14 protein-coding genes and 1 tRNA gene are annotated in these 15,743 nt (G+C 58.6%); 9 read left to right on the forward strand and 6 right to left on the reverse strand.

From position 1 onward, the window contains the following. Positions 1-237: 237 nt before the first annotated feature. Complete coding sequence (locus QSJ36_RS03255) at positions 238-1,128, reverse strand: hypothetical protein (protein ID WP_285466865.1); 891 nt, start codon at positions 1,126-1,128, stop codon at positions 238-240. A 533-nt stretch (positions 1,129-1,661) separates the two neighbouring features. On the opposite strand from QSJ36_RS03255, the gene QSJ36_RS03260 reads away from it, so the two are divergent. Next, complete coding sequence (locus QSJ36_RS03260; protein ID WP_285466869.1) at positions 1,662-2,075, forward strand: hypothetical protein; 414 nt, start codon at positions 1,662-1,664, stop codon at positions 2,073-2,075. Between the two features lie 163 nt (positions 2,076-2,238). Here the strand turns inward: QSJ36_RS03260 and QSJ36_RS03265 are convergent, their stop codons facing one another. Together QSJ36_RS03265 and gpmA are read right to left on the reverse strand one after the other, a co-directional pair. After that, the gene (locus QSJ36_RS03265; protein ID WP_022396422.1) at positions 2,239-3,261 is read right to left on the reverse strand and encodes a 2-hydroxyacid dehydrogenase; all 1,023 of its coding nucleotides are present in this window, start codon (positions 3,259-3,261) and stop codon (positions 2,239-2,241) included. Positions 3,262-3,277: 16 nt separating this feature from the next. Further along, the gene (gene gpmA / locus QSJ36_RS03270) at positions 3,278-4,042 is read right to left on the reverse strand and encodes a 2,3-diphosphoglycerate-dependent phosphoglycerate mutase (RefSeq protein WP_102731221.1); all 765 of its coding nucleotides are present in this window, start codon (positions 4,040-4,042) and stop codon (positions 3,278-3,280) included. A gap of 203 nt (positions 4,043-4,245) precedes the next feature. Here gpmA and QSJ36_RS03275 point away from each other — a divergent pair, with 203 nt between their 5' ends. Continuing rightward, positions 4,246-6,177, forward strand: coding sequence for a beta-galactosidase (locus QSJ36_RS03275; RefSeq protein WP_253231874.1), 1,932 nt, complete (start codon positions 4,246-4,248; stop codon positions 6,175-6,177). Positions 6,178-6,259: 82 nt separating this feature from the next. Here QSJ36_RS03275 and QSJ36_RS03280 read toward each other — a convergent pair whose 3' ends face one another. Then, positions 6,260-6,832, reverse strand: a complete 573-nt coding sequence (locus QSJ36_RS03280; protein ID WP_022396419.1) for a tyrosine-protein phosphatase — start codon at positions 6,830-6,832, stop codon at positions 6,260-6,262. Positions 6,833-6,840: 8 nt separating this feature from the next. Next, entirely contained in the window at positions 6,841-7,494 is a 654-nt protein-coding gene (locus tag QSJ36_RS03285; RefSeq protein ID WP_022396418.1) for a nitroreductase family protein, read from the reverse strand. A gap of 289 nt (positions 7,495-7,783) precedes the next feature. Between QSJ36_RS03285 and QSJ36_RS03290 the strand changes: the two genes are divergently transcribed. From QSJ36_RS03290 to QSJ36_RS03320, 7 genes are all read left to right on the forward strand, one after another. Next, positions 7,784-10,012 (forward strand): hypothetical protein, encoded by a 2,229-nt coding sequence (locus tag QSJ36_RS03290; protein ID WP_285466875.1) that lies wholly within the window; start codon positions 7,784-7,786, stop codon positions 10,010-10,012. Between the two features lie 136 nt (positions 10,013-10,148). Beyond that, positions 10,149-10,676 (forward strand): gamma carbonic anhydrase family protein, encoded by a 528-nt coding sequence (locus tag QSJ36_RS03295; RefSeq protein WP_257228329.1) that lies wholly within the window; start codon positions 10,149-10,151, stop codon positions 10,674-10,676. Between the two features lie 19 nt (positions 10,677-10,695). Continuing rightward, positions 10,696-11,181 (forward strand): bifunctional nuclease domain-containing protein, encoded by a 486-nt coding sequence (locus QSJ36_RS03300; RefSeq protein ID WP_022396415.1) that lies wholly within the window; start codon positions 10,696-10,698, stop codon positions 11,179-11,181. Between the two features lie 208 nt (positions 11,182-11,389). Next, a tRNA-Tyr gene (locus QSJ36_RS03305) sits at positions 11,390-11,475 on the forward strand. Between the two features lie 231 nt (positions 11,476-11,706). Beyond that, positions 11,707-13,572, forward strand: a complete 1,866-nt coding sequence (locus QSJ36_RS03310; protein ID WP_022396414.1) for an SLC13 family permease — start codon at positions 11,707-11,709, stop codon at positions 13,570-13,572. A 123-nt stretch (positions 13,573-13,695) separates the two neighbouring features. Continuing rightward, positions 13,696-13,932, forward strand: coding sequence for a hypothetical protein (locus QSJ36_RS03315; protein ID WP_022396413.1), 237 nt, complete (start codon positions 13,696-13,698; stop codon positions 13,930-13,932). Between the two features lie 85 nt (positions 13,933-14,017). Further along, positions 14,018-14,530 carry a hypothetical protein gene (locus QSJ36_RS03320; protein WP_102721605.1) on the forward strand — a complete coding sequence of 171 codons (513 nt, stop codon included), beginning with the start codon at positions 14,018-14,020 and terminating at the stop codon, positions 14,528-14,530. A gap of 40 nt (positions 14,531-14,570) precedes the next feature. Here the strand turns inward: QSJ36_RS03320 and QSJ36_RS03325 are convergent, their stop codons facing one another. After that, on the reverse strand, positions 14,571-15,602 hold the full coding sequence (locus QSJ36_RS03325) for a glycosyltransferase family 10 (RefSeq protein WP_022396411.1): 1,032 nt from the start codon (positions 15,600-15,602) through the stop codon (positions 14,571-14,573). Between the last annotated feature and the right edge of the window lie 141 nt (positions 15,603-15,743).

Raw genomic sequence — 15,743 nt, forward strand, 5'->3', positions numbered from 1 at the left:
GCTTACAGAAAAAGAGGCGATGCGTATTTTACGTGCGCGGCCGCGGAACCCCGGAACGGGTTTTTCCGCAGGGAAAGTCCCGGTACAGGCTGGTACTGAGACGGCTTGCCCGGCGGACAGGCAAGCCGTTTCCTATCTTCCACAGACGGCGTGAGACGTAAAGAAAAATGATGAAGGCTGTTCCTTCTCCCTTTTTCCTTTAAAGAGCCGGATTCCGGAGGAAAAGAGGTCCGGCGCCTACGGCGCGGGGGCAAGTACAATGGACTTTGTTTCCGCGCCGCTGGTGATTCCCTTGACGGTCAGGGTGCATTTTCCCGGCGGCAGGGTAAGGACGCCGGGGGAGTGCTTTACGAACCGGGACCATCCGCCGGTTCCCGGAAAAGTGAATTCCGTCAGCTTGTCATTGATGGAATAACCCAGCTTGAACAGGGTGGAGGCGGGATCGGCAATGGCATAATCCGTCGTTACCGTATAGGTTCCTCCGTTTTTGGTGAAGATGTCCCAGCTGACGGAGCTGAAGTGGGACAGGATGTTGAATTTTCCCGCATCTTTTGCCAGGGCATGCGTGATGAGGCAGTTTTCAGGCGAGAGCGTGATTTTGCCGCTGGCCGCCGGCTGGACTACCGGGAAGATGGAGGCGGGAATGAGCCGGATATAGCGGATGTAAATGCCGTCCCTCCCTTTTTTCTTGAGCGTAAAGGTTTGTTTTCCCTTAACCAGGTTCATGCGGCCCAGATGGTAGATTCCCCCATCGGCCTCACCGCCGCCGGAAGTGGGCACATTCCACAGGAAGGGGGCGTTGTCGCCGCATTTCAGTTCATAGCGGGCGGAAGCGGTAGCCGTCCAGGGGAACGTGTACCAGGCTTCAAGGATGTATTCCCCGTCTTGGGCGACGTTGATTTCCCAGCTTGCGCCGGAGTCTTTTTCCGCCATGCCGGCGATGAATTTGACGGACCGTATTTTTGCCAGCTTGCTTTTGGAAAGTTCCGCATTTTCAGCCTTCATCAGGACGGTCTTCCCCTGAATGGCGCCGGAGGCTGCCGTTTTAATCAGTCCGTCCGCCGGGAATTTGGCCTGGACGGCTGCGCAGAGCAGGAGGGAGGCATTCAGCATTAAGAGCAGTTTCATGTTGGATATGGATGGTTGGAGTTGAAAGACAGATGTTAATCTATTCCATCTTGTCCTTCAAGACGCTGTTGCCGTCAATAAAAAAGTGGGCAGGATTTTTCGTGCCTTCCCTCCGGATATGGTTCCGGAATGGCGAGAGGGCCGGCGATTCTCCGGCCTCCGGAGGGACTTAACAAGGGAGTTTTTACAGCTGGGAAGCTTGACGCTGGGCCGGATAATTTTCCGGAAATTTCCAGTAGTATATTGAGAAGGAAGAAAGAGGAAAAGCTGCTTGTTCTCCATGCGTCAAGAGCATTTAATCAACGATGGCCGGAATACCCCCTGGCTGCCCTGATGATTGATGATGAAACGTTATTTGCTGATTTTCCTCCTGTCCGGAATGGACACGGGAGCGCTGAAGGCTGAAAAGGTCCTGGACGGCTTTGACGAGGAACCTTTTGAACAGCCCGTAATCCTGCCTGAAAAAACGCGCCTGTCGCCTGTGGCGGCCTATATGGGAGAGCCTTCCGCCGGCGGAACGGGAAAAGCCGTCCGTGCCGTGCTTGCTGCAAGTGGTGGAGGTGGCCGCAAACAGATGGCCGGGCCTGAATGGAAAGGCGGGAACGGACTGGATTGCCGCCGAATTGTTTTTCCAGTTGAACGGCTGTTCCATTACCCTGGGGAGGCAGTTGTTCCAGGATGCCCGGCAACCCGTTCTCCCAGTTGGTTCAAGGCTGTTGTTTTCCGGCTCCCTTCCCGCCGCGCTGCTCCGGGACGCCCTGCTTCCGGGGAATACTTATGAGAATCCGGAAAAGGCGGATGAAATTTGCCGTGCCGTTTTCAAGAACCTGAAGAGAGTGGAAGGCACGCTTCCCGCCGTACCGGATACCGGAGCTTTCCGTGGAATGCGTGTACCGGATTCCGGCCATTTACAACGTGCGGTGGTCGCTGGAGAGCCGGGATTATGAAGGGAATGTGATGCGCGTGGTCAGGCGGCAGGTAGTGGAGAAAGAGGGGGGGTGAAACTGTTTCCTATGACGTGCCTGTCCTCTGGCGCGGAAAAGCGGCGGCGTCTTTTCCGCTCACTCCGCCGGAGCGCATTCCCCTCACGGAAGCAGGTGCCGGGTGCGTTCAGTGTGACTGGAGCGATACGCGGTTGGCCAGCGGCTTGCCTTCCAGGAAGTCCCGGATGTTGTGCAGGGTGACTTCCGCAATGTTGTGCAGGGCTTCCTTCGTGAAAAAGCCCTGGTGGGAGGTCAGGATGACGTTGTTGAAGGAGAGCAGGCGCGCCAGGGTGTCGTCGTCAATGATTCGGTCGGACTTGTCTTCGTAAAAATATTCCCCTTCCTCTTCATACACGTCCAGGCCGGCGGACCCCACTTTTTTTGATTTCAGGCCGTCAATCAGCATTTCCGTGTTAATCAGCTTGCCGCGTCCCGTGTTGATGATCATCACGCCGTCCTTCATTTTGCCGATGGAATCCGCATTAATCAGGTATTCCGTTTCCGGGGTGAGGGGGCAGTGCAGGGAAATGATGTCGGACCGGGCGTACAAGTCGTCCAGCGTGGTGTACGTAATGCCGGCTTCTTCCGCAAAGCGCTGGTCGGGGTACGGATCGTAGGCCAGGATGTTCATGCCGAACCCCTTGAGGATGCGGATGAGGATTCTGGCGATTTTCCCCGTTCCGATGATGCCGGCCGTTTTCCCGTTCATGTCAAAGCCCATCAGCCCGTGCAGGGAAAAGTTGCCGTCCCTGGTGCGCCAGTACGCGCGGTGTATCTTGCGGTTCAGGGAGAGCATCAGGGCTACGGCGTGTTCCGCCACCGCATAGGGGGAGTATTGGGGGACCCTGACGACGGGCAGGTCCGCTTCTTCCGCCGCTTTCAGGTCCACGTTGTTGAATCCGGCGCAGCGCAGGGCCAGCAGTTTGACGCCGTTTTCCTTCAGGCTCCGGATCACTTCCCGGTTTGCCGTGTCGTTGACGAAGATGCACGCCACGTCCGTGCCGCGGGTCAGCGGCACGCTGTCCGGGGTGAGGTGCCCCTTGAAGTAGCGGATGTCGTAATGGAATTCGCGCTCGTTGATCGGGTTGAAGGAGTCCCGGTCGTAGGGCTTGGCGTCAAAAAACGCAATGCGGCAGGAATGGTCGGTCATGCGGAAGGGAGGGGGGTTAGGCGATCGGCGGTTTTTTCTTCGCGCTTCCCTGGCTGGCGACGGCTTCCATGCGTTTGCGGATTTCTTCCGGATCTCCCAGAAAGTAGTCTTTCTCCAGGTTCAGGGAATCGTCAAATTCAAACACATAGGGAATGGCGGTGGGAAGGTTCAGGGAAAGAAGCTGGTCGTTGGGGATGTTTTTCAGGTACTTGATCATGCCGCGCAGCGTGTTGCCGTGGGCCACGATCAGGATATTGTCCAGCGTCCGGAGGGAGGGGAGGATGGTTCCCTCCCAGTAGGGCATCATGCGGTCAATGGCCTCCTTCAGGGATTCCGTCCGCGGAAGTTCGTTATCCGGCACCCCCTTGTAGCGGGGGTCCCACTTGGGGTTGGCGGGATCATCCTCCGCCAGGGGAGGGGGCGCCACGTCATAGCTGCGCCGCCAGATCAGCACCTGCTCGTCTCCGTATTTTTGGGCCGTTTCACTTTTGTTCAACCCCTGGAGCATGCCGTAGTGCTTTTCATTCAGCCGCCAGCTTTTGGCGACGGGCAGCCAGTCCTGGTCCAGACGGTCCAGCACGCAGTTAAGCGTCTTCACGGCGCGCTTGAGGTAGGAGGTGTAAGCCTGGTCAAAAGCCATGCCCTTGTCTTTCAGCAGGTCGCCCGCATGATTCGCTTCCTCTATACCCAGTTCCGTCAGGTCCACATCCGTCCATCCGGTGAACCTGTTTTCACGGTTCCACGTGCTTTCTCCATGGCGCAGAAGAACAATTGTTTTCATATCGCTGAATTTAGACAGGCGGCCTCCGGCTTTCGCGCAAAGGAATGGAGGCGTATGACGTGATAATATTCCCCGCCGCAGGAGAAATTCCTGCCGTCCGGCCCCGGCAGTCCGCCGGAGGAGGGGAAGGACGCCTCACAGGTGCGGCGGCGGCGGGTAAAATTGTGATTGGCAACCGTCTTCAAATGGATTAACAGTTCAGCATGATGAAGCAATATGGTTTCAGTTGGGCTGCCGCCCTGATGGCCGCCGGAGTGGGAGCATTGGCATGGGCCGGTCCCGGGGCTGTCCGGAATGTGCAGAAGCCCGCTCCTTCCGGTGGAGCTCCCGCCGTGTTCAAGTTCGGCGGGGAAGGGAACCAGGAGTTCATGCTGAATGGAAAACCGTTCCAGATACGCGGAGCGGAGATGCATCCCCAGCGCATCCCCAGGGAGTACTGGAGGCACCGCATCAGGACTGCCCGGGCCATGGGCTTGAACACCATTGCGTTTTACGTGTTCTGGAACGACCATGAACAGCCGGACGGCAGCTTTGACTTCAAGACGGGCAACCGCGATCTGGGAGAGTTTCTCAAGATATGCCAGGAGGAAGGCATGTGGGTTCTGTTCCGCCCCGGTCCCTATGTGTGCGGGGAATGGGACCTGGGAGGGTTGCCCCATTATCTGCTGAAGGATCCCAAGGCCAAATTGAGGACTACGGAAGACGCCAAATTCATGAAGGCGCAGACGCGGTATCTGGAAGCCGTGGCCCGTGTGGCGGAGCCCTTTTTGGTCAAAAACGGAGGCCCTATCCTGATGACCCAGCTTGAGAACGAATACGGGAGCTACCAGAGGAAGGACCGCAAGTACATGGAGTGGCTGAAAGCGTTCTGGACCAGGAAGGGCTTCGGCCCCTTTTACACGTCCGACGGCGCGGGGGAACATTTCCTGAAAGGGGTGGTGCTTCCCGGCGTGGCCGTGGGACTGGACCCGGGGCTGAACGACGGCCACTGGGAGGTGGCTAATAAGTGCAATCCGGGCGTTCCCGTTTTTTCCTCGGAAACGTATCCGGGCTGGCTGCGGCACTGGGGGGAGGGGAACTGGGCCCCCACCCCAGGCATTGTCAACCACGTCCGCTGGTTTATGGACAAGGGGCGGTCCTTCAGCCTGTTCGTTTTCCACGGTGGCACCAACTTCGGGTTTACGGCGGGCGCCAACAACGGGGGGCCGGGAAAATACCAGCCGGACCTGACGAGTTACGATTACGGCTCTCCCGTGGACGAACAGGGCCGGATGAATGAATATTACGCCCAGATGAGGGAAATCATCCTGGAAAAACTGCCTCCGGAAGCCGCCGTGCCGGAACCTCCCGCGGACATCCCGGCCATGGAGATTCCGGAGTTCACGCCCGTGGTCCATGCCGGCCTTTGGGAGAACCTGCCCAAGCCCTTCCGGTCCAAGTTCCCGCAGCCGCCCTATTTCGAACAGTGGAACCAGAACCAGGGCATCGCCGTTTACAGCGCCACCGTTCCGGCCGGACCGCCTGAAACGCTGGAATTCACCAACGTCAATGACTATGCCCAGGTGTACCTGAACGGAGAGCCGGTCGGCACGCTGGACCGACGCCTGGGACAGAAGAGCGTGGAGCTGCCGGAGCGCAAGAAGCCGGGAACGCTGGAAATCCTGGTGGAGGCCATGGGACATATCAATTTCCACATCAGCATGGAGAGCGACCGCAAGGGACTGCACGGCCCTGTGAAGCTGGGAACGCGCGAGTTGAAGAACTGGACGGTGAGGGCCCTTCCCCTGAAGGCTGACTCCATTGTCCAGGCACCCAAGGGAAAGGGCCCTTCCCGGAAACGGGAAGGAGCGCATTTCCGGGCCGTCGTGAACATTGAAGAGCCGCAGGACACGTTCCTGGACATGTCCCGCTATGCCAAGGGATACGTGTGGGTGAACGGCGTGAATGTGGGGCGGTATTGGAATGTGGGGCCTCAATTAAGGCTGTACGTTCCGGCCCCCTTCCTGAAAAAAGGGGAGAATGTGATTGATGTCCTGGACCTTCACGAGAAGGAGCCCAAGCCCATCCGCGGCATGAAGGAGCGCAACAAGGAGCCTGGAAAGATAGATACCAAAAACTTGGACAACCAGTGGTAAAACCGCCGGGTCTTCTGCCCGCGTCACTGGAAAAAGCTTTTTTCCATGAACCCGCGCCATGGGGGGAGCCGCAGCCTGGGTGTCAGACGCCCTGAGCCTGTCTTTTTCTCCGGAATTCCTCTTTGAACGCCTTCCAGTCCGTGTCTCTGACCAGTTCCGCGAGGTTGGAGTAGTAGGACCGGTGGTGCCCGAAGCGTTCGTCCATCAGCTCTTCAAGTGCCTTTTCCGGCGTCCAGCCCTGCATGACGATGCGGTAGGCGGCGCAGACAATGCCGGTGCGGTCGGACCCGTGCCAGCAGTGCACCAGAACGGGCTTGGGCGCGCTGCTGATGACCAGCAGGCAGTCCATGAGTTCTTCCCGGGTCACTTTCCCTGCCGCCAGTTTAATGCGGTACAGGCGCAGTCCGGTATGTTCCGCCTCATCGGCGTCGCTGTGGTATTCCCGCAGGTTCAGGACGGATTTGAGCCCCAGCTTTTCCAGGGCCTTGAACCCGTCGCCGCCGGGTTGTCCGGAACGGTACAGCTCCGGGCTGAGGCGGTAGCAGTTTCTGGCGTCTTTTACCTTGATGGGAGCGGGGGTTTCCATCAAGGTTTCTGCGCAGGCAAGGGGAAGAGGCGCCGCCAGAACGGCGAGTATCACAGCGTTCCGGTTCATGGTTTCTTTCAGGAATCGGACGGGTAACCGACGCTCTGGGCGTACAGGACTTTTTTAAAGACGGGGAGTTTCAAGCGCCGCTGGATATAGTCGGCGTCAATCATGGCGCGGAAGACGGTGCCGAGGCCCGCGGAAGTACAGAAAAGATAGACGTTTTCTCCGATGAATCCCACGCCCGTGCAGGCCGTGACCAGTTTTCTTTTGGCGTCAAAGTCTCCGGGCTGTTTGGACTGGTCCACCACATAGACCAGGTTCAGCGGCGCGGTAGCCGCGAATTCCTGCGTTCCCGTGGCGGCACGCATATCGCCCTGAACCACTCGCTCCAACTGGTGGGTTTCCGGCTTGTAAAGATAGGCGCCCTGCGGCAGGACGGCATAGATTTCTATTTCGTTGGAATTCCGGGAGGACGGCGCCGTACGGTAATCAGGATCGTCCCGGTTGACGCCTTGAGCCGCCCAGAGCAGGGAAGACAGGATTTCCATCGGAATGGGCTTGTCTGCGAAGGATCTGGTGGAATGCCGTTCATTCAGGACCTGCATGAGCGGCCTGCCGCCCTTTTTGTCCGGCGGAGGCAGCACGATGTTGTCACTGAGGGCCGTTCCGGAGAGGAGGCTTCCCGAAATGACGGCCAGAAGCGGGCTGAGAGCATGAGAAATATTCATAGGCGGCGAAAGACGGATAAAGATGATGGAATAATTAGCAGGATACTTGTATTTTTCTCATGTTTTTGGGAACACGTGAGAACCTAATCCTATAAAATGGCTATGAAAACACAAGGAAAAATCCCTTGGTTTGATTCTTAACGGGTTCCGGAAGATGGACTCACCGGAAAAGACCGTTGTTTCAAGTTGACCTTGGGAGGGTATTGCGCTTTTATGTCAAACGGAACAGGGATGGAAATCTTTTTTCCTTCCCTGCCCAATTTGCTCCAACCCGTTCAAGCCTTATCCCATGAATCCTGTCAATCCCTTGCGTCCCGGTTCTCCCAAGCGTAAAAAATCCTCCTCCGGGGGAATTGTCATGACCATTATCCTGGTGCTGGCTCTTGCCGGCGGCGGAGTGGTTTACCACCGCATTTCCGTTCAACGGGAGGCGGAGGCCGCAGAGCTGGCGGCCAGAAGGGACGCGGAAGCGAAAGCGGCGCGCGCACGGAAGGCTGCGGAGCTGGAGGCGGCGCGCAAGGCGGCGGAGGAACGGGCGCGTGCGGAGGCGGCGGAAAAAGCACGGCTGGAAGCGGAACGCCTGGCTGCGGAAGAGGCCGCCAGAAAACGGCAGCAGAAGGAACCGGAGGCGGTGGAGCCGGCTCCCGCAGAGCCGAAGGAAGAGCCCGTGGTCCGGGAGGAAGACCCGCGCCTGGAGATTTTCAAAAAGCCCGTTTTGCTGGTCAGCCTGAAGGCCAATAACGCCGCCAACAGGAAATTGTTTACGGACGCCTTCAATCTGGCCCTGGAGACGGGCCGCTATGACTTGTACGCCGGTTTCCTGCGGTCCAATCTGGAACGTGACGCCGTGAAGGTCATTAAATTCGGCAAATTCGACGTGTCCATGTATGACCAAAGCCCGTATCTCATGCGCGCCAATGAACTGTACCAGCTCATCAGCAAGGTGGGGGCGGAAACCATTCAGGAGCAGCTCAAGGAGAGTTCCCCCAGATATTTTTATCCGTGGCTTTTTTCAGACCCCTCCGACCCTCTGCGGCTCTTCCTGCGCACGATGGTGCGGGAACAGACTCCCAGGGAGGAATGGGGAGGCATCCTGCGGAAGTGGGCGGAGTTCTGGATGAAAACCTCCGCCATGCCCCGGAGCAAGTATTCCTCCCTGGCGCTGGCCTGCGCCATGCTGGACCCCCGCATCGCCTCCAGTCCGTCCAGGCTGCGGGCCTCTTCTTCCACCAACATTTCCACTACTCCCCTGACGCTGGAACAGGTGTTCGAGTACTTCGTGGAGATGGATGAAGCCCATGAACTTCTTACGGATATTACCAAATTAAGCCCTTCCGAGCTGCTGTTCGTGGTGGACGTGCGCCTGCCGAGGTCGGAGATGGACTGGGCGCGCAAGAAGGTGCGCCTTACCCGGAAGGGCTGGGGCGGTGCCTATTCCATGATCCGCTACCGGATGGACCGCGCCGCCCTGGGCAAGGATCCTTACACGAATTACACCTTCCAGGAGATTCTGGATGAAGGCGGCATCTGCATGGACCAGGCCTATTTTGCCGTGAATACCGCCAAATGCAACGGCATTCCCTCCGCCTACGTCACCGGGGACGGCAACCGCGGCCCGCACGCCTGGATCAATCTGCTGACGACGGACGAAACCTGGCAGTCCTATGGCGGGTATGGGTACAATACGGGGCATTTTTCCCATCCGCACAACCGCAAGTCAAAGCATGAATCCACTCTTCTACAGGGCATGGACAAGAAGGTGAACGGCTCCCGGCTGGACACCTCCCTGGATTACCTTTCCCTGGCGGACCTGTTTGAAGAGATGCAGAAGCCGGATTGCGTCCGGGTGATGCTGGAAGCCGCCACGCAGGCCACCCCCGGAAGCCCTCTGGGCTGGGAACGCCTGATCGCGCTGATGAGCCGTCCGGAAAGCGGCACGAAGCTGGAGGAATGGGATGTGCTGGTGACCATGATCAAGCGCAAGTTCCGCTCCCGGCCGGATTACCTGGCCATGGCCGCCCGCGTGGAGGATGAATACATTTTCCCCATGAGGGACGCCTCCACCAACAAGCGCAATGTGGCCCGGGACCTGAAAAAGCTGGAAAAGGAGACGGACGAGGGCCGCAGCGATCTGACTTCCGCCGCCATCAAGCGGCAGGCGGACATCCTGATGGAGAACGGGGACAAGGCCGGCGTGGCTTCCCTGTACCGCAAGTCCATGAAGGATTACGCGCGCCGCGCGGAAGTGTTCGAGGCGCTGATGGGGCAGTATTACCGGTATGTCTCCCAGGAGCCGGAGGCCGTTCTTCAGCTCGCCAAGGAGGCGGAATCCTCCTACAACCGCTATATCCGAACCAAGTCGGACGACTACTTCAAGGTGAAGAAGGAGGTTGCCATCCAGAGGAAGATAGCCGGATATTATGAAAAGGGTGGCAATGAAAAGAAGGCCGCTTCCCTGCGCAAGGACGCGGAGAAGCGGGAGAAGAACAGCAAGAAGGGCATCCGGGAGGAGGGATAGCCCGGCAGGCCGCCTGCGGCCCCACCCATCATTTCCCCAGGCGCGCGGCCCTGGCCGCCTCCGGCTGCGGCATACCCGTGGAATGAACGTTTTTAGGCTGGAATGCTGTCTTATCTTCAACTAATACATGACCTATATGGCAAGAGAACCTTACGCGAACTTCTGGCCCAAAGTGGCGGATACCGCTTTTGTGGCGGAAAGCGCCGACCTGATCGGAGATGTCACCATTGGAGAGCACGCCAGCATCTGGTACCACACCACGCTGCGCGCGGACATCAACAAGATCGTCATTGGAGATTACTCCAATATCCAGGATAATAGCTGCATCCATCTGGCGGACGACTTCGGCTGCTATGTAGGCAAGTACGTGACCGTGGGCCACGGCGTGATTCTGCACGCCTGCACGGTGGAGGACAACTGCCTGATCGGCATGGGGTCCATCATTCTGGACGGCGCGGTCATCGGCCAGGGATCCGTAGTGGGCGCGGGCGCGCTGATCACCAAGGGCACCGTCATTCCGCCCAATTCCCTGGTGCTGGGGTCCCCCGCCAAAGTGGTGAAGGACCTGGGCCCGGAATCCGCGGATAATAACCGCAAGTGGGCGGAGAAATACGTCAAGGTCGCTGCCCGGTATACGGAGCGAGTCATCAATCCCGGTTTTTAACATTTGATTTCCGCACGCCATGCCGGATGAAAAGCTGATCACCCTGGAACCGTACGCCCTGCTCTATACCCGGGCCGGGGCAGGTGTGTGCCTGCGTGATCCGCTGACCGGCAAGGCGGGCGTTATCTTCATGGAGCTGGCGGACGGCATGGCGCTGGAGCGCAGCCTGAACGGGGAACGCCCGGTGCGGCCGGACACGTCCTCCCTGCTGTCCCATTTTTTATCCGCCATGGAGTGCCGGGTGAGGCTGGTGCTCATCAATGGCCGCAAGGATGAAGTTTTTTACGCCCGCGTGGCGGTGGAGGCCGCCAACGAGGTCATGGACAAGCTGGTGGAGCTGGACGCCCGCCCGTCGGACGCCCTGATGATTGCGGCCCAGTTCGGGACCGGAATCAAGATTGTTCCCGCCGTCTGGGAAAGCATGGAGAACATCCTGCCCCAGCTGGAACAGCTGGACGCGGATTCCCCGGACAGCCGCGCGCCGGTGTATGTGGGAGAGCCGTAGGAACGGCGCTTCCGGCTGCCGGACCTTTTCCCGCCTCCCGGGCACGCCATCCGGCGCGGCGGCGGCTTGAGGAACCGTCTTCCGGTTTGCCGCCCGGAGGCATGATTGCGGCATAAGATTTTCCGGTCCTTGGGCATACCTACTTTTTACAAAAAAAACTTGCTAAGGCGCCGGAATCCCTATACATTCGCCGCACATCACTTCAAGTGGGTAGATTCCCGAGCGGTCAAAGGGGGCAGACTGTAAATCTGTTAGCATTCGCTTTCGAAGGTTCGAATCCTTCTCTACCCACCACTTTTACTTTCATAACGCGTTCTCCGGAAGAACGCGTTTTTTATTGTTTCCGCGGTTGCGGGTTCGTGATGTTCAACGGGAAAAGGGAATCGCCGCCCTGTAGGAGAAGCAGGAAACGAGCATGCGCTCGGAGGATGGGGAGGCGGATGACTTGTTCAGCCTATCGACAAGGCGCGCAGGACATGTTAGATATTCTCTCTTGCCGATTTTTCATCTCTGCCGTTTATTGACATGTTGACCACGCTGCTCATTCTGGGAGTATCCGCCGTTTTGTTCGTCCAGGGGAGAATCCGTTCAGATATTGTCGCGCTGTGTTCCCTGCTGTGCCTGATCGTGTTCGGGATTTTAAGCCCGGAGCAGGCGCTTTCCGGCTTTTCCAACTCCATCGTAGTCATGATGGTGGGGCTTTTCGTGGTGGGGGGAGCCATTTTCCGGACGGGACTGGCCAAGATGCTGGGCGGCAGGATCATGAAGCTGGCCGGCAAGAGCGAGCTGCGCCTGCTGGTGCTGACCATGCTTGTCACGGCGGGTATCGGAGCGTTTGTCAGCAATACGGGAACGGTGGCGCTGATGCTGCCCATTCTGGTGAGCCTGGCCGCGGACGGCGGCATCCAGACGAGCCGCCTGCTTATGCCCATGGCGTTTGCCAGCAGCATGGGCGGCATGCTGACGCTGATCGGCACGCCCCCCAACCTGGTCATCAACAACCAGCTTCAGGAGGCGGGAATGGAGGGGCTGGGCTTTTTCTCGTTCACCCCCATCGGCCTCGTCTGCATCGTGACGGGCGTCCTGCTGCTGATTCCCCTGAGCAGGAAGTTCCTGGGCCGTCATGACGACAAGACGGAACACGAGGCCAAGGGCAAGTCCCTCAGCCAGTTGATAGACGAGTACCAGATCATCAGCAATCTTTACCGTCTCCGGGTGCTGGAGGATTCCGCCCTGACGGAGAACCCCCTGCACGACCTCCAGATACCGGACCGCTACCACGTGAACATCGTGGAAGTGCGCCGCAGGCATTCCAGTCGGCATTCCTTCCTGCAAACGGTCAGCCAGACCATGGCGGGCTCGGACACGCGGGTGGCGCGGGGAGACGTCATTTACGTGATGGGGGAGTTTGAGGACGTGGACCGTTTCGCCCGGGAATACGGGGCGGTGATGATTAACCGGAAGACGTCGGAAGATACGGATTCCCTGCTGAAAAGCAAATTGAAGTTTGACGAGATAGGCATTGCGGAGATGCTGCTCATGCGCAACTCGGACCTCATCAACATGCCCGTGAAGTCTTCCGGGCTCCGCGCCAAGTACGGGGTCAACATTCTGGCCATCCAGCGGGACAACCATTACATTTTCCACAATTTGAAGGATGTGAAGCTCCAGTACGGGGATACGCTGCTGATTCAGGGAACCTGGGCGGATATTGCGCGCCTGAGTGAGAAAACCTTTGAATGGGTCGTGGTGGGCCAGCCGCTGGCGGAGGCGTCCAAGGTGACCCTGACGCACAAGGCCCCGCTGGCCGCTGGCATCATGCTGCTGATGATTGCGGCCATGGTGTTCAACTGGGTGCCCGCGGTGGCCGCGGTGCTGATCGCCGCCGTCCTGATGGTGCTGTGCGGATGCCTGCGCAACGTGGAGGAGGCGTACCGGACGATCAACTGGGAGAGCATCGTGCTGATTGCCGCCATGCTGCCGATGTCCGTGGCGCTGGAGAAGACCGGCACCTCGGAGGTCATCTCCCACGGCCTGGTGGCCGGCCTGGGGGGATTCGGGCCGTTCGCCCTGATGGCGGGCGTTTATTTCACGGCCTCCCTGCTGACCATGTTCATCAGCAATACGGCCACGGCGGTGCTGCTGGCTCCCATCGCCCTGCAATCCGCGGTGAGCATGGGCATCAGCCCCTATCCGCTGCTGCTGGCGGTTTCCGTGGGCACCAGCATGTGTTTTGCCTCTCCCTTTTCCACGCCGCCCAATGCCCTGGTCATGCCGGCGGGCAAGTACACGTTCATGGATTACGTGAAGGTAGGGGTTCCCCTCCAGGTGATCATGGGGCTGGTCATGGTGGTGGTGATCCCTCTGTTTTTCCCGTTCGTGAAAGCCTAGGCCGGAGAGCCGTTCACGAGGCGGAAAGGGCGCATGGCAGTGTAATTTACATGCATTACTAAAAAAAGAGAGACAAGGGAAGCGCGTGGGAGTAGAAGAGGATTGTTTAAGAACCCCCATTTAATGATGAAGTACTTGCTTATTATTATGGCCGCTGCGTTCGCCATGCCCTCCATGGCGGAGGAAGACGCTCCCAAGAGAATGACTTCCGCGGAAAAGAAGGCCGCCCTCCTTGAAAAGTATGATACCAATAAGGACGGCAAGCTGGATTCCGAGGAGAAGACCAAGATGAAGGAGGACCTGAAGAAGCAGAAGGAGGAGGAACGGGCCAGGAAGCACGCCTCCCGCAAATCCGATTAAGGTTTTACGGCTTCGTTGACAATCTGTTTTTCAGACGGCTTGAACCGGGTTCAGGCTGGAGGGAGAACGTATGCCTGTTAAAGCGATGAGATACGGAATTTGGACCAGATGGGCCGCTGCGGCCGTGTTTGCCTCCCTGGCTGCATGTACGGCGGAAGAATGGGCCCAGTTTAACAAGGAGATGGAGCAGAATCAGCGGGCCGCCGCCGAACGCCGGGTCAAATACCGCAAGATCAGGGTCCAGTGCTCCGACTGGGAGATGGCGGATACGGCTGCCGCCTCCCTCTCGTCCAAGGGATTCCGGGTCATGTACCCCGGAGAAGACGGCTACGGAGCCGTGGCGACCGTCAGCAAGACGGCGCAGGAGCATGTGCTGATTCGCAACGGGAATTATTTCACCACGCTGCCCGGTCCCAATACGCGGCCCGGCTACAGGACGAAGGTTACCGTGACCGTGCATAATCTGGCGGGCAGGAAGCTGGCTGAATACCAGGGGGAAAGCGTTCCTTCCGAATCCTTCCACCGCATGGAGGCGGCCCGGTCCGCCTGCCGCAAGGCCATCGGCAAAATGCCGTCCAGCACTTCCATTTACTGGTAGGGGGGGAGTTTTGGCCCTTATCCTGGGGACGGCAGCCGGGCTACACTCCGGCTCCGGTCCCGCGCCTGCCGCGTGACCTGATTTTATAGGCCAGCGTATCCGCCAGCTCCCGGAGGGCGTTGAGCGGGTTTTTCCGCAGGACGTGGCGCCCTTTCAGCGTGGCGCCGGGCCGGACGGTTCCCGTTCCCCGGTGGTTGTGGATGACGGCGGCTGTCTGGGCGAACATGTTGTACTTTTCCAGCACCAGGCGTCTAGCCTCGCGAATGGCGGGAAGCCGCTTTTCGTATTCCCCGCCGTCCATGGCCTTGCGGATAATTTCAAAGGCTTTTTGCGGATCGTCCAGGGGGATGGGGATGAAGCTTTCCTGCGGGAAGCATTCCGTCGCCAGCGGGTCCCCGGCGTAAAAGGGAAGGGTCATGGCGACGAAGGCGTCGGACAGTTTTTCCGTCCAGTGATGGGGTTCCAGATGGTTTTCCACGCACAGATGGTACTTGTAGCCGTCCATGGCGACGGTTTTGTTTTCTATTTCCTGAATGCCATGCCCGAACCAGTCCAGCTCCGGCAGGCGGTCCGCCAGGTAGCGCGTGAGGTCATAACGCATTTTATGCATGGTATGCGTGTGCTGCTTGGCGGAACAGATGGTGGAAAGCATCTTGGTTTTCGGAAATTCCGTCTGGTCCAGAATCTCCTGCATGGGCTTGATGTACAGCCATTCCAGGCATCCACGGCCCAGGGTATGGTTGGGGTGCGGGAGGTCCCGGACGGAGTGGGTAGTCAGCACGGTGCCGAACTGGCCGGTGTATGCCCGGCTGTAGATTTTAATGGAAGGGGGTTCCACCGTGATCAGGATGGTCTGGTCCGGGGGACAGAGCAGGGGTTCCGTTTCATCCTTGATGGTGCCTATGGAGTTCCTGGGGAATTCATCGTATACTAGTACCCAGTCATAGTCCGTCATGGCGGCGTCCGTGCAGAACAGGCAGTCGCCCCACAGCAGGGATTCCGTTTTATCCGGGGAGGCCTTGGTGGATTTTCTGATGACCTTGATGCGTATGGGGCGGGAGGAATCCGTCATGGGAATGGAGGCGTTGAAGCGGCGCGCGGGCTTTCCGCCGTACGTCGGGCAACCCGTCCGGAAGCATCGCGGCGGCGGCGCTGCATGACGTCAGTGTAGAGGGCCTTCCTTCCTTGTCAATGTCAAAGGATTGGGCGTTTT

The sequence above is a fragment of the Akkermansia sp. NBRC 115031 genome, from assembly GCF_030268505.1.
Lineage (GTDB): Bacteria > Verrucomicrobiota > Verrucomicrobiia > Verrucomicrobiales > Akkermansiaceae > Akkermansia > Akkermansia massiliensis.

Bases quoted from the DNA above. Each gene is read 5' to 3' on its own strand.
- QSJ36_RS03255 (WP_285466865.1), bottom strand. From the start codon at position 1,128: ATGAAACTGCTCTTAATGCTGAATGCCTCCCTCCTGCTCTGCGCAGCC.
- QSJ36_RS03265 (WP_022396422.1), bottom strand. From the start codon at position 3,261: ATGACCGACCATTCCTGCCGCATTGCGTTTTTTGACGCCAAGCCCTAC.
- gpmA (WP_102731221.1), bottom strand. From the start codon at position 4,042: ATGAAAACAATTGTTCTTCTGCGCCATGGAGAAAGCACGTGGAACCGT.
- QSJ36_RS03275 (WP_253231874.1), top strand. From the start codon at position 4,246: ATGATGAAGCAATATGGTTTCAGTTGGGCTGCCGCCCTGATGGCCGCC.
- QSJ36_RS03280 (WP_022396419.1), bottom strand. From the start codon at position 6,832: ATGAACCGGAACGCTGTGATACTCGCCGTTCTGGCGGCGCCTCTTCCC.
- QSJ36_RS03285 (WP_022396418.1), bottom strand. From the start codon at position 7,494: ATGAATATTTCTCATGCTCTCAGCCCGCTTCTGGCCGTCATTTCGGGA.
- QSJ36_RS03290 (WP_285466875.1), top strand. From the start codon at position 7,784: ATGAATCCTGTCAATCCCTTGCGTCCCGGTTCTCCCAAGCGTAAAAAA.
- QSJ36_RS03295 (WP_257228329.1), top strand. From the start codon at position 10,149: ATGGCAAGAGAACCTTACGCGAACTTCTGGCCCAAAGTGGCGGATACC.
- QSJ36_RS03300 (WP_022396415.1), top strand. From the start codon at position 10,696: ATGCCGGATGAAAAGCTGATCACCCTGGAACCGTACGCCCTGCTCTAT.
- QSJ36_RS03310 (WP_022396414.1), top strand. From the start codon at position 11,707: ATGTTGACCACGCTGCTCATTCTGGGAGTATCCGCCGTTTTGTTCGTC.
- QSJ36_RS03315 (WP_022396413.1), top strand. From the start codon at position 13,696: ATGATGAAGTACTTGCTTATTATTATGGCCGCTGCGTTCGCCATGCCC.
- QSJ36_RS03320 (WP_102721605.1), top strand. From the start codon at position 14,018: ATGAGATACGGAATTTGGACCAGATGGGCCGCTGCGGCCGTGTTTGCC.
- QSJ36_RS03325 (WP_022396411.1), bottom strand. From the start codon at position 15,602: ATGACGGATTCCTCCCGCCCCATACGCATCAAGGTCATCAGAAAATCC.